Raw genomic sequence first — 15352 nt, forward strand, 5'->3', positions numbered from 1 at the left:
AGGATGGGCATTATCTGCTGTCTCTTATTAACGGCTTTCGACACTAGGTGGAAAAGATGATCATGTAGATGGAGGAGTCTCGCGGTCCAAGTGCTTTCACGCTATGCGTCTTCTTTGGGGCGGTTGGTGGAATGGTAGCATTCAGGATCGTTCGCCGAGCCGCTATTTGCATTGCGAAAATTAGCGATAACTTCCGACAGGCGGCAACTAAATGGGTAACCCATAAATTATTTGTCAAACTACAGCGAGAGCATTCGGAGCGCAGCTCGGATCATCGCCGATTAGGATCTAGGAAGGTATATGAAGGGTGATCATTCTAAAACAAGTAGAACTGAGGAGTATCCAACTCTTTCAGAAAGAAACTGGGAAACGCTATCGGTTTCATCTGCTATTTTTGCTCTGCTCAGTTTTTCAATTGCGGCAATCTGGCTCTTCGAAGAAGGACTTAATCAAGACGACCTGTGGAAGGTTCAGCTATTCACCCCATTCGGAGTGGCGCTCTTTGCTGTTGTTACTTACTGCACAGCTAACTGGCGCGGTAAGATCACTACACGTCAGGCCGATCTGGCCGCAAGTCAACTTCGCCTTTCCGAGCGAGAAAGCAAAGCAAAGCTTCTTCAGGAAGGCGCTAAACTTCTTGGAGAGATTGGGAAACCGTCGCATGTATCGGCAGGAATATCGACGCTGGCAGTATTGATCATGGGCGACGATGAGGAGTTCGCAGTGCAAGCGATGAACTTAATCGCAGATTTGATTCAACGTGAAATGAGTAACGCTCATAATCATACGCATCAGGAAGAGGCATTTCTCGTGCTCAAAAGAGGTGAAACCGTCGGTCGCCATTCGGACCGGGAGATACGATTTGATGCGAGCAACTCTGAAACACGATGGAAGATACTCCACGGGGTAAAAAGTGTGACCTATGTTGACGGGTTTTTCCTAGGTCTTGATGGCACGCTTGATTTGGCTGCTGAGAGTCAAAATTTTCGCAATGTTAAATTTGATGCTTGTCAAAACATTATATTCAGCTGGAAATTTGATACATGCAAATTTAGCGAATGCCATATTTCCAGAATACAAAATTTTTGGTCTTCAAGAGAACCCGAGATGTATCACGATTTTAATGATTGTGATTTCTCCAACGCGTTATTCGATGACGCTGAAACACTGCGATGGATATGTGGTCAGAATAACTACTTTGTTGACGGATGTTCTCCCGAAACGGTTTCTGGAGAGCTGATTGATTGGCTTGAATACTTTTCGATTGAGAAATATTCGCGAACGCCAATACTCTTTTAGCACCGGTTAGTTGTGCTAAGCCGCCCGCCTAGATATCAGCTGACCTGCCTAACACCGAGCTATTCACTTCAGCACACGTTTGAAAACTCTTTTTGGATTGCTGAGTTGGCCAAACATTGTTCGATAGCTCCGAGAGTATCAGAACGAAGCGGCTTCCCAAACCGTGGCGATACATGAACGACTTCAAAGCTGCCCCCCCCTATCCAAGAGGTCGTTTCGGTAATCCCACCAGGGTCCGTTCCATTTGTCACATGTTGGAGACGTGGTAACAAGAAATCCAAAACTGTCTTAGCGTTGCGTTCAGCTACTATCCATCGCCGCCGCATCTTATGTGCAACTGCAGCAGAGGTTCCACTCCCGCCAAAGATATCGACCACTAAGTCTCCCGGGTTCGTGGCTATGTGAATGACCCGTTCGAGCAGCAACTCGGGCTTAGGAGTCTCGAAAACTTCTCGGTCAGGAAACAGTGTCATGAGGTGTCGCTTGGCATCATCATTGGTCCCGGTATCTGATGAGCCCCAGACTGTGAATGGCACAAGGCCGCGGAGTTGGTGGCTGAAGAGTTTAAGTCGAGGTGAGCCATCACCTCCCTTCGGAAACCATATTCGCCCATCAGCAAGTAGAGTCTGAAAGGTTGTTTCTGTCGCATACCATGACCTACCGCGAGGCGGTCGCAAAATTCGCCCGGTCGGCGTGACAATTTGGTATTGCTGACCGCTCCGATAGCCCGGGGCGGTAAATGGTGCATCTACCCAAGGACCGCGAGGATCATCGTCCTTGTTAACTAGTTGAGCGGTATCCTTGGCGAGTAGGTTTCTAGACGTCTTCCACTTTCTCGGGCCATTCGGCGCATACACAAGTATGGTGTCGTGGTTAGTTGAAAAGGCCGCTCGCGAATCTCGAGTATTTTTTTTCTGCCACACGACTGATGCAACAAAGGCTTGCTCGCCGAAGATTTCGTCCATTACAGCCCGAGCACGATGCACTTCGGCATCGTCCAAGTGAACCCAAACACTCGCATCGTCCGCTAGAAGTGGACGAATTGCCATAAGGCGATCGCGTATCATGCTCAGCCACATCGACCGGTTCATTGTATCGTTATATTGACGGACACCCGCATTCGTATTGAAAGGTGGATCGATGTAAACTAGGCGAATACCACCCTCAAAGAGAGACGTACCTGTGTTCAGCGACTCCAAGACGTCTAGTCCATCACCAATCGCTAGAACGTTTGGTTTAGCATCAAGCGAGCACGCTCCAATGGTCTCGAACTTTAGAGAGTTTCGCATTCGATGGTCATTCGGTTGTACCCACTGATAGTCAGTGGACCCCGAGGCACACAACACTAAGTCCTTGTTCGGCCAAATGAGTTGTACGTCAGACATATTGATTTCCGGGCTAGAAGCTTGCAGACAACGAGATGGTGTCTATGCGAATCGGATTTATTTATGCACCATCGACCAGACAATGAAAAGGCTTGATAAATGGCCCAAAGTGCCAGATTAACGCGTGACGATAAATTTCCGGGAGCCGATTTGGATCATCCACCAATGAAGCCCTTTATCAGGTGGGTTGGCGGAAAGTCGCGCCTGCTTCCGCGCATCCTTCCCCACGTTCCGGCAAGTATAAAAAATTACTATGAACCTTTCCTCGGAGGGGGGGCTGTCTTTTTGGCTTGCGCTTCGCGTGTTTCCGGTCGAGCTTATTTAACAGACCTCAATGGTCATCTCGTGGCGGCTTGGATTGCGATGCGGGACCATCAAGCTGAACTACGTGCTTTGCTGGACTGGTATTTGGCAAATGACTCCAAGGAATTCTATTACTCCGTTCGTTTAAGCGCCCCAACTTCACTTGTTGAAAAGGCCGGACGCTTTCTCTACCTGAATGGCGTTTCTTGGAACCACCTTTGGCGCGAAAACTCTCGTACTGGAGCGATGAATGTTCCATGGGGTGACCGTCAATTCAAACGCATTGATGACATCACCATGACAACCGTAGGCAAGGTCCTCACGCGGGCAGACATCATTGCCACCGACTTCCGCGAAGTACTCCGCGGAGCCTCTGCCGGAGATTTTGTATACCTCGATCCACCCTATTTGCCGGTATTTTCTCGGCCGGATATTGAAAAAGAGCCCACAGCGAAGTTCAATAAATACACGGCTAAAACCTTTGAATTGCCAGATTTGATCGAACTCGCAGATATTTGCGCCGAGCTATCGCGGAAAGGCATCAAATGGATAATGTCTAATCGAGACATCGAAGCAGTTTGCGAACTTTTTCCAAATTCGGAAATCGTGCGATTCACTACTCATCGCGCGTTGGCAGCGCAGAGCAGGAGACAAGTCGAAGCGCACCAGTCGCCGGAGGCGATTATCATTGGGAGGGTTGAATGACCGCTCAACCAGTAGAATGGGTCCTCGTAATATATTACGGCCCCTCGGCACACCGTGCGACCTATGGACGACTGGAGGGCACGCAGTACACGAAGGATTATATTCAGCTCTCGCGAAAAGATGAGTTCATCGAAACCGTGGAAAGCCTCTTTCCGGTGCCTGCGAGCGGCGCGACATCAGTTCCACTCACATATAAATGGCCAACTGGAATGGCACCGGGCGAGCTGGTTTTCCGTTCTGCGGACCGACCTCACCTCAAATGGGAAACGAGCCTTGGTGCACCGCAGGCGTGGAGAATGTCCCCAGCACCGAGTGAAGTCACCGCTGAGACGATTCCGGGTGATCCTACGCGCTTCAAATCGACAGAGGCCGACGAGGAGCTTACACTGCTAAAGAGTCGGGGGGCCGGGCAGCCATATCTGATGGCAATTAAGTTGCGGGACGAGCCGACAACATTGCATCTGCGTGCCTATCTTGCGGATCCCAACGAAGATTTCGCGTGGGCCAACATCCAACTCGTCCCCCAAGATATTCAGACTCTCGTTGCGAAGACATCGCAGCAGTCAGCGCTGGCTTGGTCGATGTTTCAAAGCGGTGGAGTGGCACCTACCTCCAAGGTGAACGACGCATTGGCTCATCTCGCAGCATCCGAAAATTCGGTGTCGATGATCAGTACGTTCGAAGCTGACGCAGGCCTCGCGCTCGCTGCCTACTTGGAACATCCCGGTTATGGCCTATTTTTTGACCCAATCCGGAATCATGACGCGTGGTCGCAGCCCTTGCCGCTTCCTGTGAAAATCGTGTCATCTGTGGATGGTCTTTTGGAAGCGCTGAAAGCTCGCTTCTCGCCGCCATCTCAAGGAGATGCGGTCGCCGAAACTCTAGAGGTTTCTACTGAGCAGGTAGAGGCTTTCCGCGAACAGATCAAAAATAAAAACTATGAAGTTGACGATTCTTACGCCACTGCCAAAACGAGAGGCAGTGCTCAGAGGGCTTTTTCCGAAGAAGTAAAAAAAATATACGATTTTCGATGCGCAATAACTGGTATAGATACCAAGGATTTTCTTGTTGCTGCACATATAGTTCCTTGGAGTCAAGACAAGAGCATCCGATTAGACCCGTCGAATGGTATATGTCTTTCATTGATTATGGATCGAGCGTTCGAGAACGGATATGTTTTAATTGAAGACGACTTTACAGTTACTGTAGACTGGGAAAGGGTTGGAGATGATTTATCACTGGGAAGTTATCTCAAAGCATACGATGGGAAGAAGTTGAGCGCGCCTTTGCTTTATGCTCCACGGCCGGAATATCTTCAAAGAAGGCGGGAGCAAGTTACTTCGACTGCGTAAAGATCGCTGGCGTGTCGATAATTGACATACCGCACAGTGGAGATTGGTCGAATGGAGTTCAAAGTTACGATGCATATCGGCTATCCTGACACTTGCGTTGCTCATGTTGCATCGCTCACGCGTGCGCGGGTGTAGGATCGCGTTTCTTTTTGTTTCCCGGTGTTGCACATCGTAGGATAATATGTCATAACTATCTGATATTACTTGTCATTTTTAAAAACTCATATTACTTTGAGTTGAGGCCAAAAGGAGGTCTCAATGCCTAATTTACGTCTTACCCGCCGTGCGATTGATGAAATTCCATTTCCCGAGAGCGGCCAGATTTTTTATCGCGATACGCTGCTGACCGGTTTCGGTCTGCGCGTCGGTGCCCAATCCAAGGTCTACTTTGCCGAAGGGCAGGTGAACCGCCGGACGCGTCGTGTCAGCATCGGGCGGGCCGATGTGTTTGCGCCCGAGGTGGCGCGCAAGAAGGCGCTCGCGCTCCTGGGTGAAATGGCCGATGGGCGCGACCCTAATGCAGCCAAGCGGAAACAGGTTGTCGCCAAACTCACGCTGGTTGATGCCTTTGATCGCTTTTTCGAGGCCAGACCGCATCTCTCTTCGCATACGGTTGACGGCTACTCGCGTACCATAAAGCTTTATCTGAAGACGTGGCGGAAGCAACCGATCAAGGCGATCTCCCGCCAGATGGTGCTCAAGCGTCATCAGGATATTTCCAATGAGTCGGGCAAGACCACCGCCAACAACGTCATGCGGCACCTGCGGTCCGTCTACAATTTCGCTGCCGCCACCCATGACGATTTTCCGCCCAATCCCGTGCAGATATTGACGCAGGCGCGGGCGTGGCACCGGGAGCAGCGGCGGCAGACCGTCGTGACCGCGCAGGATTTGCCGCTGTGGTGGAAGGCCGTCAGGGCCGAGCCGGAATATTCCCGCGATTTCCTGCGAATGGCCTTGTTCACCGGCATGCGCCGGGGAGAGCTCTTGAAACTGCGCTGGGAAAATGTGGACCTGCAGGCGCGCACCTTGCATCTGCCGACAACCAAGAACGGCGATCCCCTGCATTTGCCGCTGTCGGCATTTCTGGTTGAGATGCTTGAGGATAGGTTCGAACGTTCGGGCGCATTGCCCTATGTGTTTCCCGGACCGGGGGAGCAGGGGCATCTTGTTGAAACGAAGAAATTCCTGCTCCGGGTTGTCACGGGTTCCGGCGTCAGCTTCACGCTGCATGATCTGAGGCGCACGTTCATTACTATCGCTGAAAGCCTCGACGTTCCCTATTACGCGCTCAAGCGGCTGCTCAATCACCGCGCAACTGGCGACGTGACGGGCGGCTATATCGTCGTCAATGCCGAACGGCTGCGCGGTCCGGTGGAACAGGTGGCCGAGAGAATACTTGAACTGGTAGGAGATGCAGCATGATCAGACCTATTCCCGTTGACGGCGACATATCAGCCGAAGCCGTAACCGCCGTTATCGATGTCCTGTTGTTGGCCATCATCCGCGCCTATCCTGACGATACCAAGGGCCGTGAGGCTTACAGGCGGCTCAACGAGGCCAAGAGCGCATTGTTCGGTATCAGGAGCCAGCGTGGGCGCAGCGTACACGATGATCTGCCTGAGTTGGTGCACATGACCGAAGCCTATATCCGCGAACGTGGCACCCCGCAGATCGGGAAGAATTACGAGTTGGCATGGCCGGATGGCGGCGACCATCACACGCCGCCGACCGTCTTGGCCCGGGAGGCAATCCGGGTCCGTCAGGCGGCCGATCCGAATTACCATCCGCACAGCGATGACAAGGCCGACAACCTTCAGGAGAAGTTCTGCCGCAACAAGGATGAGTGGCTGAAAATGGCCTATGGGCAGTCAGGCATGGCTGAGAGCGTTTTCATACTGAAGCTGCGCGAGCTTGCTGAACTGCTGGAGCCGCTGGGCGTCCGTGTCGACATGCCCAAGGAAGTTTTTCGCGGTGTTAATTCGGCGATTTAAACCTGTGGCTCGCCAGCGTCGCATGTGAATATTGGGAGGCTCCCAACAAAGGAGCCACCAATGACGCAAACCAGAAAACTGCTGACCACCAAAGAGCTTCCCGACATCACGGGCTTGAGTAAGAGCTTTTTCGACAAGGGTCGCCGTTTGGGCTACGGCCCGAAATTCATCCAAATCAAATCCGGCAGGCGCACAGGCCGGGTGTTTTACCGGCCTGAAGATGTCGAAAACTGGCTGACCTCCAAGGAATGCGTTCCGGTGGAGATGCGCTATGACTGAGAACCTGCAGCCGGACCCCAAGCGTGCCATAGCGTTCCTCTCCTGGTTGACGCAGGGCGCGCCATTGCATCTTGAACGCATGAACAGCGTCGGGCCAGAAATCCCCTTGCAGAAAACCTATGGACCGCACGAGCTTGGTTCTGCCGAGAAATTCATCGCCATGAACAATGGCGACGAATACCAGAGAAATAACTACTTCCTGCCGAACGGCGAGTTCCTGACCGGTAAACGGGCGAAGGCCAATCTCAGCGCCGTGCGGATTCTGCATTGCGATCTCGACGGCAAGGATTATCCGGGCTCGCCGGCGGAACAACTTGATACCATTCTCGGGTTGTTGACCGATCCAAAGCGCATGCCAAAGAATGTGCCACCGCCGACAGCGATCATTTTTTCCGGCGGCGGCTTTCAGGCATTCTGGCGATTGAAAGAGCCGATTGGCGTTGAGGAGGCGGCAGCACTCAACCTGGCGTTGCTTCAGGCCTATCGAGGCGAAGGCAACACGCACAGCCCGGCGCAATTGATGCGGGTACCGTTTACAGTCAACTGGCTCAACCAGAAGAAGCGGGATGCAGGGCGGGTGCCTGCGCGTGCCTATGTCGTCGAGCCGATCAACCTATCGCAACCGCCGGTTTGTTATGAGGTGTCGGATTTCAAGCTGAAGCCCGTGCGCGAGACTATGCCTGCCATCTCCGCGAAGGCTGGCAACATGCTCGACCCGGCAGACTTGCAGCCGCTTCCACTACCGGAAGATCTTTCAGAGATATTGCCGTCGGACCCCGACTGGGTGGAAGCGCTGGCGGACGGCAAGGCGCCACCCGGCAAATCCTATGGGTCACGCTCCGAGCTGGTGTTTGCCGGTGTTCTCTGGTTGTTGGGAAAGGGTGTCGCGCCGGGGCATGTCATTTCCGTTATCACCGAGCCGGAATTGAAGATCAGCGCGCATGTGTTGGAGAGCCCCAACCCCCTGCGCTATGCGCAGCGGCAGGTCGCGCGGGCCATGGCGTTTATTGCCGCCTGCCGGAAAGATTGGCCGCACGTGACGGCGGAGGGCCGCCCGGTCGAGAACCACCCCAACAACATCCGCTATGTGCTGACATTGCTGGAAGTCGATTCCCGGCGGAATCTCTTCATAAACGCGGACGAGATCACGGGCCAGGGTCTCGATGACCGTGACCTCAACGCTATCGGCGAAATCCTGTCCAGCCAATTGCTGCGGGACAAGCATTTCAAGGCGTCGTCCTACGCCGTCAAACGCGAACTGATCGCCATTGCCCATGAGCAGGCCTATCACCCGGTGATTGACTATTTCGACAGTCAGCAATGGGATGGCACGCCGCGCATCGATACATGGCTGCGGGATTATTGCGGCGCGGACGATACGGAGCTCAATCGCGAGTTCGGTGCCAAACTACTGGTCGCCGGCGTCAGGCGCATCAAGCAGCCCGGCGTCAAGTTCGATACGATGCTGGTTCTCGAAGGGCCGCAGGGTGTCGGCAAGTCACAGCTTGCGGCAAAGCTCGCCGTGCGCCGTGAATGGTTCTGCGGCAGTCTCGATCTGAAGAGCGATGACAAGACCAAGGCCGAACTTCTGGCCCGCGCGTGGATTGTCGAGTGCCAGGAACTGGATGGCATGAACAAGACCACCAGCCAGAGCCTCAAGAAGTTTCTCGGCACGGATACGGACAATTACCGCAAGGCCTACGATCACGACGCCAAACCCTATCGGCGGCATTGCGTCATCATCGGCACGACCAATGAGGATACCTATCTGCGCGACCTGACAGGCAATCGCCGGTTCTGGCCGGTGCGGGTGAAGACCATCGATATCGAACGGTTCAGCCGCGATGTCCATCAGCTTTGGGCTGAGGCGGTTGTGTGCGAGCAGGCGGGCGAGCCCATCACGTTGTCTCAGCATCTTTGGCAGGCTGCGGCGGAATTGCAGGCCGTGCGCATGGTGGAGGACTCCTTTGAGGTGGTTCTGGAAGGCTGGTTCAACGACCGGATAGGCCGGGTGTCATTGGAAAGCATCAAGCTGCTGCTCGGGTTCGAAGGTGGCAAAATGCTGCCAACGGAAGCACAGCGCCAGAAACGCATCATGGACCGTCTTGGCTGGGAATATGGTTCGCATCGGCTGCGTGATCTCGGGCAGACATCGAACGCGCCACGCAAGGGTTTTGCACGCGGCACCGAGGAAGAGCGAAAAGTGGAATGGATTGCCAAACGGGTGGATGGCGGCATCGCTGTGCTGGTTCGCCTTGGCGAGAGCGCCGATAATGACATGCCCTTTTGAGCGGGCTTGTAACCTGTAACTGTAACCCAGGCTGCCAAAAGGTGTGGCACCGGGCACCGGGGGTATGCCACTCCCCCCTACACCCCATATTTCTTTTGAGGCCAAGGTTACAGTTACAGGTTACAGGCCAAGGGCTTGCTGCTTGGGTGCAGGTGCCCGGCGCACGTGCTCCGACGGCCTCCGAGCGTGTCCGAGGCGGGCATGGCGGCGGCTTGGCCGCCAATACCGGCATTGCCTGCCTTATGCGCTCTGACGGCCCGTTGAAGCGCGCAGTTTGGTAGCGAGCTTTAAAAGCTACCCCATAAAAGCTTTTAACACTTTTGCAGCACGGCCAAGCTGTTCTTCATTCATGCCCGAAAGAGTCCGATGAATATCCGTAAGGATTCTTGCTCGTTCGCCTGTACCGGGAGCGGTGTCAGCTCCGAACAGAATTGACGCCGGTACGTCTAGTGCCGTCGCAATCTTATCGGCAGTTTCAAAAAGCGGTGCGGCTTTCCCGCGCTCGATCTTACCAATTGTCTCTTGGGAGACGCCGACCAGTTCAGCGAGACGCTCAAGCGTCCAGCCCTTTGCTTTACGGTGATGACGCACATTCGCGCCGAAGAGGCGTTGAAGTTCCATGCGCTCGAAAGAGCGATATGCAGCTTGCTAAATCCATAGATAGGTACTATGGATTCCTAAAAATAGGATGTATAAGTTCTTTTTTAAGAGAAAAATTATCTCAGGTTCTTGTAAACTTCATGATTGATCTCATACTTGAAATTGCATGCTGGCTCTTGTTTGCCTTTTTCTGCGGCCAACTGCTCATATTCATAGGCTTGGTATTGTGGGTGATTTGGACGGATGCCATCGAACCGAGATTGATTTCCTCAACCGAAATTGATCACGTAGCCAAAGGTATTATTGATAGCTATCCCGACCCGGAGCAAGAGGCTTTCGCCCGCCATGAGCGTGCATGGTACGGCAGCGACGGCGCGGAGGAGACCTATTGTTATCGGGTGCGGAAGGCTGTCAGGCGGCGGCTTGAAGGACGCTAAGGCGTCAGTCAAACAACGGACCGGTGCCCGTCGCCCGACCACGCTCCTTACGCTCGCGATCTTCCAGCACCTCGCGCCACATCTCATAGGTCGAAGCGACCATCCGTTCTAATTCCTCACGGGAGTAGAGTTCGACACCCTCGTCCGTGTGGAGCCTAACCGCGCGCCGATCATTGGACGGGTCGCCAAGCTGCACAATAGTCAACCGAACACCGGCAAAGTCCTCGTCAGCAGCTCGGATACGCTCGTGCATCATCGAGAATGCGAACCTTCGGCCCTCGGCGGTCAAGCCTCTAGTGCGGCGTGGCTCTACGAACAGGGCGCTCGCCTGCTCGTCGATGGCGACAATCATCGGCAGCCAGAAGGTGACTTTCTGCCCCATGCCCATCGACAGCGGGAAGAACTCCTGTCGCCGCCCGAATATCCGGCCAGAAGACGCAAGGTCGCGCAAGCCAAGAGCGACCCGCCGGTTGTGGGTAAACTCCTCATCCGATCTGCTGCGCTTCCGCAACTCAGCCTCGATCACGGTCCAAGGCGCAGGATCGGCTGCGCCTAAATCCAAATCAGGCTGGATGTTGAAGATGTCGGAATAGCAGGAACGGACAGGCTTGTAGGAGAAGCTTGAGAAACCGCCCTTCATCTGCTCAAGGCTCTTACGCTTCATGTCATCGCGCTGGGGGGCGATGCGCGCAAGATCAATGTCAGGCAAAAGGCGTGTCGTCACTGGGCGGCTCTCCTGCACTAGGATTAGTGCCGACCGATACTTTATGGTGGCGGAATCGGTCTAGGATCACATTTTCAGGTATCCGCATCCCAAAAGCAACATCTGTTCGTGCTTTGTCCACAACCGCTGACCACGGAGATTCCTTCGCGTGCGAGAGATCGACAAGTCGGCCGGGCGAAAGACGCCCGTATGATCTCATCACGTCAGACACGAGGTCTATGACTTCGAGGTCTGTCGGCTTGGGCAGGTCACGCGTCCGACCGGTGAGAGGGTCTTTCGCTACAGCCCGATTGATAATCGGTCCAGACCCTGACGGTTTGAACGCACGGTAGACGGCTGGATGCACGGGACCATATTGCCACGCCTCAAAGTAGCCCGACACGAGCGGTCGCTTCGTTTTCGTCAGGTGTATACCGTGAGCAAAGTAGAGTAACTTTTGGAGGGCAAGATTCGTAATCGTCCAGCCGCGCCGATCAGCCTCGTCCAGCATGAGATTGGCGATGGCTCTTGGATCGTAAGGAGCATCAGGCATTGTGCACTTCCTTGTCGCTAAGCAGGTGGAAGTGGTGCCGCATAGGTGACTCGAACACCTGACCCCATCATTACGAATGATGTGCTCTACCAACTGAGCTAATGCGGCCTACCAAGCGCAGGGCACCTACTAATGCCCTACTATTTTATTCCCTGATCTGCCAACTCATTGGCTTTGAACATCATTCTCGGGCGGACCCAGTACTTACGAATGATGTGCTCTACCAACTGAGCTAAAGCGGCAGGGAAGGGACTTCCCGATCCCTGGACCGGCCATCGGAATGTGCCGGGGGATGACGCGCCTGATAGCGTTATTGCATGCGGATTGCAAGCCTCGTCATGCCGGCTTTTGATTGAAACCGCGAAAAACCCTGTGCTCACCAACTCTTGTTTCCAGCAGTACAGCCAGATTGGAATATTTCCATTTTGCCGATAGACAAGTGTGCAAGACAGGTTAAACTTTCGGTTGTGGTCATGCGGCCCAGGGAGGGGCGGTGACCAAGGCGTTCTGGGAGGAACCGATGGCCAAAGTCGAACTGGTGGTCAATGGGCGCGCCGTCAAGGGCGAAGCCGAAGACCGCACGCTGCTTGTGCATTTCCTGCGTGAAAATCTGGGACTGACGGGAACCCATGTGGGGTGCGACACCTCGCAATGCGGCGCCTGCGTCGTGCATGTGGACGGGCGGGCCGTCAAATCCTGCACCATGCTGGCGGTGCAGGCGTCCGGCGCCGAGGTGACAACCATCGAGGGCATTGCCCTCAATGGCGAGTTGCATCCGGTGCAGGCGGCCTTCCGCGAGCATCACGGCCTGCAATGCGGTTTCTGCACGCCGGGCATGATCATGTCGTCGGTGGATATGATCCGCCGCCACCCGGAAGGGCTCGACGAGGCAACGGTGCGTGCGGAGCTGGAAGGCAATATCTGCCGCTGTACCGGCTACCACAACATTGTTCAGGCCGTGCTCGATGCATCGGAAAAAATGGGCAAGGGCGCCGTCAAGGCCGCCTGAGAAATCAATTCACGTCGTGCAGTCCGCTTCCGGCCAAACAGACAATTGAGACATTTTGGCGAGGCGCCTGCGACAGGGAGGTAGTGTCATGGGTGTCGAAGGCATTGGATCACGCGTTCTGCGCAAGGAGGACAAGCGGTTCCTCACCGGCAAGGGCCGCTATACCGACGATATGGTCGTGCCGGGGATGAAGCACGCGGTCTTCGTGCGCAGCCCGCATGCCCACGCGAAAATCACCGGGATCAGCACGGGCGCGGCACTCAAGATGCCCGGCGTCATCGGGGTGCTCACCGGCAAGGAACTGAAGGCCGACGGCATCGGCAATCTCATCTGCGGCTGGATGATCCAGTCGAAGGATGGCACGCCGATGAAGATGGGCGCCTGGTCGCCGCTCGCCACCGATACGGTGCGCTATGTCGGCGATGCGGTGGCGATCGTCGTCGCCGATACCAAGGGCGAGGCGCGCGATGCCGCCGAGGCGGTGGAAATCGCCTATGAGGAGCTGCCCGTCGTCGTCAGTGCCGTCGAGGCGCTGAAGCCGGGCGCGCCGCAAGTGCACCCGGAAGCGCCGGGTAACCTGATTTTCGACTGGGATATCGGCGATGAAAAGGCGACGGCTGACGCCTTTGCCCGCGCGGCGCATGTAACGACGCTCGATATCGACAACAACCGCCTCGTGCCCAATGCCATGGAGCCGCGCGCGGCGCTCGGCCAGTACGATGCTGCGGAGGATCACTACACCTGCTGGACCACCTCGCAGAACCCGCATGTGGCGCGGCTGGTGATGAGCGCGTTCTACAATGTCGCGCCGGAGAACAAGCTGCGGGTGATCGCGCCGGATGTCGGCGGCGGTTTCGGCTCGAAGATTTTCATCTATCCGGAGGAGATCGTCTGCCTGTGGGCGTCGAAGAAGACGGGCGTTCCGGTCAAGTGGGTGGCGGACCGCACGGAAAGCTTCCTGTGCGATGCGCATGGGCGCGACCACGCCACCCATGCGCAGATCGCCTTTGACAAGGACCACAAAATTCTCGGCCTGAAGGTGGAAACCATCGCCAATCTCGGCGCCTATATGTCGCTGTTTTCGAGTTCCGTGCCGACCTATCTCTATGCGACGCTTCTGTCCGGCCAGTATGACATTCCGGCGATCCACGCCAATGTGAAGACGGTCTACACCAACACGGCGCCGGTCGATGCCTATCGCGGTGCCGGGCGGCCGGAGGCTTCCTATGTGCTGGAACGCATCATGGAGACGGCGGCGCGCGAGCTGAAGATATCGCCGGCGGAATTGCGGCGGCGCAATTTCATCCGCGCCTTCCCGCACCAGACACCTGTCATCATGGCCTATGATGCGGGGGATTTCGACGCGACGCTCGATGCCAGCATGAAGGCGGCGGACTATGCCGGTTTCGAAAAGCGCCGCACCGAGGCCGCCGGCCGCGGCAAGCTGCGCGGCATCGGCATGAGCTGCTATATCGAGGCCTGCGGCATCGCGCCGTCGGCGGCGGTCGGGGCGCTGGGCGCCGGTGTCGGCCTGTGGGAAAGCGCCGAGGTGCGGGTCAATGCCGTCGGCACCATCGAAATCCTCACCGGCTCGCACTCGCACGGGCAGGGGCACGAAACCACGTTCGCCCAGCTGGCGGCGGAGCGTTTCGGCGTACCGCTCGACAGCATTTCCATCGTCCACGGCGATACGGACAAGGTGCAGATGGGCATGGGCACCTATGGCTCGCGCTCCGGTGCGGTCGGCATGTCCGCGGTCGTCAAGGCCATGGACAAGGTCGAGGCCAAGGCCAAGAAGATCGCCGCGCATCTGCTCGAGGCCGACGAAGCGGATATCGAGATCAAGGACGGCAATGTGCGGGTGGCGGGGACGGACAAGTCGCTGCCGTGGTTCCAGGTGGCGCTCGCCTCCTACACCGCGCACAACTTGCCCTCCGGCATGGAGCCGGGGCTGAAGGAAACGGCGTTCTACGACCCGAGCAATTTTACCTTCCCGGCCGGCTGTTACATCTGCGAGGTGGAGATCGATCCGGAAACCGGGACGACCAGGATCGTGCAGTTCGTTGCTGCCGACGATTTCGGCAAGATCATCAATCCGATGATCGTCGAAGGGCAGGTGCATGGCGGTTTGGCGCAGGGCATCGGCCAGGCGCTGCTGGAAGGCACGCATTACGATGAAAGCGGCCAGCTTTTGACGGCGAGCTACATGGACTACACCATGCCGCGCGCACAGGACCTGCCGTCGTTCAACATCATGACGACGGAAACCCCGTGCCCGTCCAACCCGCTGGGGATCAAGGGCTGCGGCGAGGCTGGCGCCATCGGTTCGCCGCCTGCCGTGATGAATGCCATCACCGATGCCATCCGCAACAACAGCCTGAGCATGCCCGCGACCCCGCAAAAGGTCTGGGCTGCCATTCAGGCGGCGAAATAGGGAGATGTG

Annotated in this window: 14 protein-coding genes, 1 tRNA gene and 1 pseudogene; 11 read left to right on the top strand and 5 right to left on the bottom strand. The window is 55.8% G+C overall.

What is annotated here, in order from left to right; genetic code table 11:
- The first annotated feature begins 300 nt into the window (after positions 1-300).
- Entirely contained in the window at positions 301-1299 is a 999-nt protein-coding gene (locus ACP7B1_RS05565; protein ID WP_229490405.1) for a hypothetical protein, read from the top strand.
- Positions 1300-1367: 68 nt separating this feature from the next.
- On the opposite strand, the gene ACP7B1_RS05570 is transcribed toward ACP7B1_RS05565, so the two are convergent.
- The gene (locus ACP7B1_RS05570; protein WP_426136683.1) at positions 1368-2684 is read right to left on the bottom strand and encodes a site-specific DNA-methyltransferase; all 1317 of its coding nucleotides are present in this window, start codon (positions 2682-2684) and stop codon (positions 1368-1370) included.
- A 99-nt stretch (positions 2685-2783) separates the two neighbouring features.
- On the opposite strand from ACP7B1_RS05570, the gene ACP7B1_RS05575 reads away from it, so the two are divergent.
- The 7 genes and pseudogenes from ACP7B1_RS05575 to ACP7B1_RS05605 all read left to right on the top strand — a co-directional run bounded on the left by ACP7B1_RS05575 (position 2784) and on the right by ACP7B1_RS05605 (position 9607).
- Positions 2784-3692: a DNA adenine methylase gene (locus ACP7B1_RS05575; RefSeq protein WP_229490406.1), complete on the top strand. Its 909-nt coding sequence runs from the start codon at positions 2784-2786 to the stop codon at positions 3690-3692.
- The gene (locus ACP7B1_RS05580) at positions 3689-5044 is read left to right on the top strand and encodes an HNH endonuclease (protein WP_229490407.1); all 1356 of its coding nucleotides are present in this window, start codon (positions 3689-3691) and stop codon (positions 5042-5044) included. The genes ACP7B1_RS05575 and ACP7B1_RS05580 overlap by 4 nt, the downstream gene beginning before the upstream one ends.
- 258 nt (positions 5045-5302) lie before the next feature.
- A pseudogene (locus tag ACP7B1_RS05585) lies at positions 5303-5569 on the top strand (integrase arm-type DNA-binding domain-containing protein); the annotation flags it as partial.
- Between the two features lie 30 nt (positions 5570-5599).
- A complete protein-coding gene (locus tag ACP7B1_RS05590) occupies positions 5600-6469 on the top strand; it encodes a tyrosine-type recombinase/integrase (protein ID WP_426136795.1) in 870 nt (289 codons plus the stop codon).
- Positions 6466-7038 (top strand): hypothetical protein, encoded by a 573-nt coding sequence (locus tag ACP7B1_RS05595; RefSeq protein WP_229490409.1) that lies wholly within the window; start codon positions 6466-6468, stop codon positions 7036-7038. The genes ACP7B1_RS05590 and ACP7B1_RS05595 overlap by 4 nt, the downstream gene beginning before the upstream one ends.
- Positions 7039-7098: 60 nt before the next feature.
- Positions 7099-7317: a helix-turn-helix transcriptional regulator gene (locus ACP7B1_RS05600; protein ID WP_229490410.1), complete on the top strand. Its 219-nt coding sequence runs from the start codon at positions 7099-7101 to the stop codon at positions 7315-7317.
- On the top strand, positions 7310-9607 hold the full coding sequence (locus tag ACP7B1_RS05605) for a virulence-associated E family protein (RefSeq protein WP_229490411.1): 2298 nt from the start codon (positions 7310-7312) through the stop codon (positions 9605-9607). The genes ACP7B1_RS05600 and ACP7B1_RS05605 overlap by 8 nt, the downstream gene beginning before the upstream one ends.
- 294 nt (positions 9608-9901) lie before the next feature.
- Here ACP7B1_RS05605 and ACP7B1_RS05610 read toward each other — a convergent pair whose 3' ends face one another.
- A complete protein-coding gene (locus ACP7B1_RS05610) occupies positions 9902-10228 on the bottom strand; it encodes a helix-turn-helix domain-containing protein (RefSeq protein ID WP_229490412.1) in 327 nt (108 codons plus the stop codon).
- Positions 10229-10347: 119 nt separating this feature from the next.
- Here ACP7B1_RS05610 and ACP7B1_RS05615 point away from each other — a divergent pair, with 119 nt between their 5' ends.
- Positions 10348-10644, top strand: coding sequence for a hypothetical protein (locus tag ACP7B1_RS05615; RefSeq protein WP_117282388.1), 297 nt, complete (start codon positions 10348-10350; stop codon positions 10642-10644).
- Between the two features lie 4 nt (positions 10645-10648).
- Here the strand turns inward: ACP7B1_RS05615 and socB are convergent, their stop codons facing one another.
- From socB to ACP7B1_RS05630, 3 genes are all read right to left on the bottom strand, one after another.
- Positions 10649-11368 carry a type VI toxin-antitoxin system SocB family DNA replication inhibitor toxin gene (gene socB / locus ACP7B1_RS05620; protein ID WP_229490414.1) on the bottom strand — a complete coding sequence of 240 codons (720 nt, stop codon included), beginning with the start codon at positions 11366-11368 and terminating at the stop codon, positions 10649-10651.
- The gene (gene socA / locus ACP7B1_RS05625; RefSeq protein WP_346305610.1) at positions 11346-11900 is read right to left on the bottom strand and encodes a type VI toxin-antitoxin system SocA family antitoxin; all 555 of its coding nucleotides are present in this window, start codon (positions 11898-11900) and stop codon (positions 11346-11348) included. Before socA ends, socB begins: the two co-directional genes overlap by 23 nt.
- A 32-nt stretch (positions 11901-11932) precedes the next feature.
- Positions 11933-12008 (bottom strand) — tRNA-Thr (locus ACP7B1_RS05630).
- 412 nt (positions 12009-12420) lie between these two features.
- Here ACP7B1_RS05630 and ACP7B1_RS05635 point away from each other — a divergent pair.
- Complete coding sequence (locus tag ACP7B1_RS05635) at positions 12421-12909, top strand: (2Fe-2S)-binding protein (RefSeq protein WP_105736548.1); 489 nt, start codon at positions 12421-12423, stop codon at positions 12907-12909.
- 88 nt (positions 12910-12997) lie between these two features.
- Positions 12998-15343 (top strand): xanthine dehydrogenase family protein molybdopterin-binding subunit, encoded by a 2346-nt coding sequence (locus tag ACP7B1_RS05640; protein ID WP_403169813.1) that lies wholly within the window; start codon positions 12998-13000, stop codon positions 15341-15343.
- Positions 15344-15352: the final 9 nt, after the last annotated feature.

The sequence above is a fragment of the Phyllobacterium sp. SL163 genome (genome assembly GCF_049896885.1).
In the GTDB taxonomy this organism is placed as follows: Bacteria; Pseudomonadota; Alphaproteobacteria; order Rhizobiales; family Rhizobiaceae; genus Phyllobacterium; species Phyllobacterium calauticae.

Bases quoted from the DNA above. Each gene is read 5' to 3' on its own strand.
- ACP7B1_RS05565 (WP_229490405.1), top strand. From the start codon at position 301: ATGAAGGGTGATCATTCTAAAACAAGTAGAACTGAGGAGTATCCAACT.
- ACP7B1_RS05570 (WP_426136683.1), bottom strand. From the start codon at position 2,684: ATGTCTGACGTACAACTCATTTGGCCGAACAAGGACTTAGTGTTGTGT.
- ACP7B1_RS05575 (WP_229490406.1), top strand. From the start codon at position 2,784: ATGGCCCAAAGTGCCAGATTAACGCGTGACGATAAATTTCCGGGAGCC.
- ACP7B1_RS05580 (WP_229490407.1), top strand. From the start codon at position 3,689: ATGACCGCTCAACCAGTAGAATGGGTCCTCGTAATATATTACGGCCCC.
- ACP7B1_RS05595 (WP_229490409.1), top strand. From the start codon at position 6,466: ATGATCAGACCTATTCCCGTTGACGGCGACATATCAGCCGAAGCCGTA.
- ACP7B1_RS05600 (WP_229490410.1), top strand. From the start codon at position 7,099: ATGACGCAAACCAGAAAACTGCTGACCACCAAAGAGCTTCCCGACATC.
- ACP7B1_RS05605 (WP_229490411.1), top strand. From the start codon at position 7,310: ATGACTGAGAACCTGCAGCCGGACCCCAAGCGTGCCATAGCGTTCCTC.
- ACP7B1_RS05610 (WP_229490412.1), bottom strand. From the start codon at position 10,228: ATGGAACTTCAACGCCTCTTCGGCGCGAATGTGCGTCATCACCGTAAA.
- ACP7B1_RS05615 (WP_117282388.1), top strand. From the start codon at position 10,348: ATGATTGATCTCATACTTGAAATTGCATGCTGGCTCTTGTTTGCCTTT.
- socA (WP_346305610.1), bottom strand. From the start codon at position 11,900: ATGCCTGATGCTCCTTACGATCCAAGAGCCATCGCCAATCTCATGCTG.
- ACP7B1_RS05635 (WP_105736548.1), top strand. From the start codon at position 12,421: ATGGCCAAAGTCGAACTGGTGGTCAATGGGCGCGCCGTCAAGGGCGAA.
- ACP7B1_RS05640 (WP_403169813.1), top strand. From the start codon at position 12,998: ATGGGTGTCGAAGGCATTGGATCACGCGTTCTGCGCAAGGAGGACAAG.